This window comes from Cellulomonas massiliensis JC225, from assembly GCF_000312005.1.
Classification (GTDB): domain Bacteria; phylum Actinomycetota; class Actinomycetes; order Actinomycetales; family Cellulomonadaceae; genus Cellulomonas; species Cellulomonas massiliensis.
Map to the genome: position 1 here is coordinate 2,498,933 of NZ_HE978588.1, position 3,822 is coordinate 2,502,754.

Sequence of the window (3,822 nt, forward strand, 5' to 3'; positions counted from 1 at the left end):
GCGGACGTCGTCACGCCCGCCCAGCTCGTCGCGGCGCGGCTCGCCGCCCCGGACGTCCGGGCCCTGGAGGCCGCCGCGGTGGGGTCGCTCGTCGCCTCCGCGCTGCTCGCGGCCCTCGCCGTCGTCATGACGCTCGCGCTCGGGGCCGGCGCCCGGCGTGCGCTCGTCGGGGTGCTCGCCGCGCTGGGCCTGCGCCCGGCGGCCGCGCGGGAGCTCGCGGTGTGGGAGGTCGCGCCGGTGGCGGTCACGGGGCTCGTCGCGGGCACCGGCGCCGGCCTGGCCATGGCGTGGCTCGTCGTGCCCGCGCTCGACGTGCGACGGTTCACGGGCCTGGCCGAGCGCTCCGCGGCCGTGCTCGACGCGCGGGCGCTCGCGACGGTGGTGCTCGGGTTCGCCGCCGTGACGGCGGCCGCCACGCTCGTGGGCGCGTTCGCGGCACGCACGGCGGGGGCGCGCGGCGTGCAGGACGCGGAGCGGGTGGGGGAGGCGGCCGGGGGTCCCGGCGGCGACGTCGACGGGGAGGACGCATGAGCACGACGACGCAGGCGGTCACGGCTCGCGAGCCGGAGATCCGGTGCGAGGGCCTCGTGCGCGTGTTCGCGTCCCACGGGGTGGAGGTGCAGGCCCTGCAGGGGCTCGACCTGACGATCGGGGCGGGCGAGCTCGTCGCCGTGGTCGGCGCGTCGGGCTCGGGCAAGTCGACCCTCCTGACGATCCTGTCGGGGCTGGACCTGCCCACGGCCGGCCGGGCACGCGTCGCGGGGCACGACCTCACGACGATGGGCGCGCGCGAGCGGCTGACCTTCCGGCGCCGCAGCGTCGGCTTCGTGTGGCAGCAGACCGGGCGCAACCTGCTGCCGTTCCTGTCCGCGCAGGAGAACGTCGAGGCCGTGACCGCGATCGCCCGCACGACGCGGCGGCGCGAGCGCGCGGCCCGGGCCGTCGAGCTGCTGGACCTGCTCGGCGTCGCCGACGTGCGCGACGAGCGGCCCGCCCGGCTGTCGGGCGGCCAGCAGCAGCGCGTCGCCATCGCGGTCGCGCTCGCGAACGAGCCGCGCGTCCTGCTCGCCGACGAGCCCACGGGCGAGCTGGACGAGGCGGCGAGCGTGGGCGTGCTCGAGGCGATGCGGACCGTGAACGAGGCGCGCGGCGTGACGACGCTCGTCGTGACGCACGACGCGTCGGTCTCGTCGCACGTGCGCCGCACGGTGCAGATCCGCGACGGGCGCACGTCCACCGAGGTGCTGCGCTCGACCCACGTGGACGAGCACGGCCGCGAGCACACGATCGCGCAGGAGTACGCCGTGCTGGACCGGGCCGGGCGCCTGCAGCTGCCCGCCGCGTTCACGGAGGCGCTCGACCTGCGCGAGCGGGTCCGGCTCGGGCTCGAGCCGGACCACGTCACGGTGCGGCCGGACGGGAGGGCGCCCGACCGGCCCGCGTCCGACGACCCCCCGGGCGACGGCGCCCGACCCGACGACGAGGAGCCGCGATGAGCACCGACGGCCAGGCCCCCGTGCTGGAGGGGCTCGGGCTCACCCGCGCGTTCCGCACCCCCGCGGGTGAGCGGGTGGCCGTGCAGGGCGTCGACGTGCGCGCCGCGGCCGGCGAGCTGCTCGTGGTCGGGGGACCGTCCGGCGCCGGCAAGTCGACGCTCCTCGCGATGCTCGGGACGCTCGACCGCCCGACGGCCGGGCGGGTGCTCGTCGACGGCACGGACGTCGCGGGGCTGGGCCCGGACGCGCTGGCCGACCTGCGCCGTGACCGGATCGGCTTCGTGTTCCAGTCGTTCGGCCTCGTCGGGGCGCTGACGGCGGGGGAGAACGTCGAGGTGCCGCTGCGGCTGCGCCGCACGCCCGCCGACGAGCGCGAGGAGCGCGTCCGGGAGGTGCTCGCGCTCGTCGGGCTCCAGGACAAGCTGCACCAGCGGGTGGACGAGCTCTCCGGCGGGCAGCAGCAGCGCGTCGGGATCGCCCGCGCCCTCGTCGCCCGCCCCCGGCTGCTCGTCGCCGACGAGCCGACGGGGCAGCTCGACAGCGCCACCGGGAAGGTCGTCATGGACCTCGTCGTCGACCTGGTCCGGACCCAGGGCCTCGCCGCCGTCGTCGCGACGCACGAGCCCGCCCTGCTCGAGCGGGGCGACCACGTGCTCCTGCTCCGCGACGGGCGGGCGGACGGCGGGCGTCCGTGAGCCGCCCCCGGCGGCGCGGGAGCGAGCGCTCGCGCCGGTAGCATCGCCGGAGGCCCGCCGCACGGGCGGGACGCCCCACGAAGGAGGCAGCACCGGTGCCCGAGCAGATCGCCCTCACCGTCGACGGATCCGCGACCACGGTGGAGCAGGGCACGACGGGCACGCAGCTGTTCGCCGACCGCCGTGACGTCGTCGTCGTGCGGGTCGACGGCGAGCTGCGGGACCTCGCCCGCGAGCTCGAGGCGGGGACCGTGGTGGAGTCCGTCACGATCGGCTCGCCCGACGGCCTGTCCGTGCTGCGCCACTCGGCCGCCCACGTGCTCGCGCAGGCGGTGCAGGAGGTGAACCCGAAGGCCCGGCTCGGCATCGGCCCGCCGATCACCGACGGCTTCTACTACGACTTCGACGTCGAGACGCCCTTCACGCCGGAGGACCTGCGGGCCCTGGAGAAGGTCATGGCGCGGATCGTCAAGGAGGGCCAGACGTTCCGCCGCCGCGACGTGACCGAGGACGAGGCGCGCGAGGCCATGGCCGCCGAGCCGTACAAGCTCGAGCTCATCGGGCTCAAGGGCGCGCCCGGCGCGGCGGACGGCGCCGACGTCGAGGTCGGCCTCGGCGGTCTGTCGATCTACGAGAACGTGCGCGGTGCCGGCCGCGAGTCCGAGACGGTCGTGTGGCAGGACCTGTGCCGGGGCCCGCACCTGCCCAGCACCCGCCTGGTCGGCAACGGCTTCCAGCTCATGCGCTCGGCCGCGGCCTACTGGCGCGGGTCCGAGAAGAACCCGCAGCTGCAGCGCGTGTACGGCACCGCGTGGGCCAGCAAGGACGACCTCAAGGCGCACCTCGACCGCCTCGCCGAGGCCGAGCGCCGCGACCACCGCCGGCTCGGCAACGAGCTCGACCTGTTCTCCTTCCCCGACGAGATCGGGTCCGGCCTGGCGGTCTTCCACCCCAAGGGCGGGATCGTCCGGATGGAGATGGAGGAGTACTCCCGGCGGCGGCACGTCGAGGCCGGGTATTCGTTCGTCAACAGCCCGCACATCACGAAGGCGAAGCTGTTCCACACCTCCCGGCACCTCGAGTGGTACGCCGACGGCATGTACCCCCCGATGCGCCTCGACACCGAGTACCACGAGGACGGCACCGTCCGGCGCGAGGGTCAGGACTACTACCTCAAGCCCATGAACTGCCCGATGCACAACCTCGTCTACCGCTCGCGCGGACGCTCGTACCGCGAGCTGCCGCTGCGGCTGTTCGAGTTCGGCACCGTGTACCGGTACGAGAAGTCGGGCGTCGTCCACGGCCTCACCCGCGCCCGCGGGTTCACCCAGGACGACGCGCACATCTACACGACCCGCGAGCAGATGCGCGACGAGCTCGCCTCGCTCCTGACGTTCGTGCTGGACCTGCTGCGCGACTACGGCCTCGACGACTTCTACCTCGAGCTGTCGACGCGCGACCCCGAGAAGTCGGTCGGGGACGACGCGACGTGGCACGAGGCGACAGAGACGCTGCGGGAGGTCGCGGAGGCGTCCGGCCTGCACCTCGTCGACGACCCGGGCGGCGCCGCGTTCTACGGCCCGAAGATCTCCGTCCAGGTGAAGGACGCGATCGGCCGCACGTGGCAGCTC

General features: G+C 75.4%; 4 protein-coding genes. All 4 read left to right on the plus strand.

The genetic code is table 11. The annotated features are described in order from the left end of the window. Positions 1-531: FtsX-like permease family protein (locus tag HGCM_RS11855; RefSeq protein WP_026075437.1), on the plus strand; the 531-nt coding region annotated here is incomplete at its 5' end. Then, positions 528-1,496 carry an ABC transporter ATP-binding protein gene (locus HGCM_RS11860; RefSeq protein WP_019137049.1) on the plus strand — a complete coding sequence of 323 codons (969 nt, stop codon included), beginning with the start codon at positions 528-530 and terminating at the stop codon, positions 1,494-1,496. The genes HGCM_RS11855 and HGCM_RS11860, both read left to right, overlap by 4 nt. Further along, positions 1,493-2,191, plus strand: coding sequence for an ABC transporter ATP-binding protein (locus HGCM_RS11865; protein ID WP_019137050.1), 699 nt, complete (start codon positions 1,493-1,495; stop codon positions 2,189-2,191). Before HGCM_RS11860 ends, HGCM_RS11865 begins: the two co-directional genes overlap by 4 nt. A gap of 95 nt (positions 2,192-2,286) precedes the next feature. After that, the coding region (locus HGCM_RS11870; protein WP_019137051.1) for a threonine--tRNA ligase at positions 2,287-3,822 on the plus strand (1,536 nt) is incomplete at its 3' end.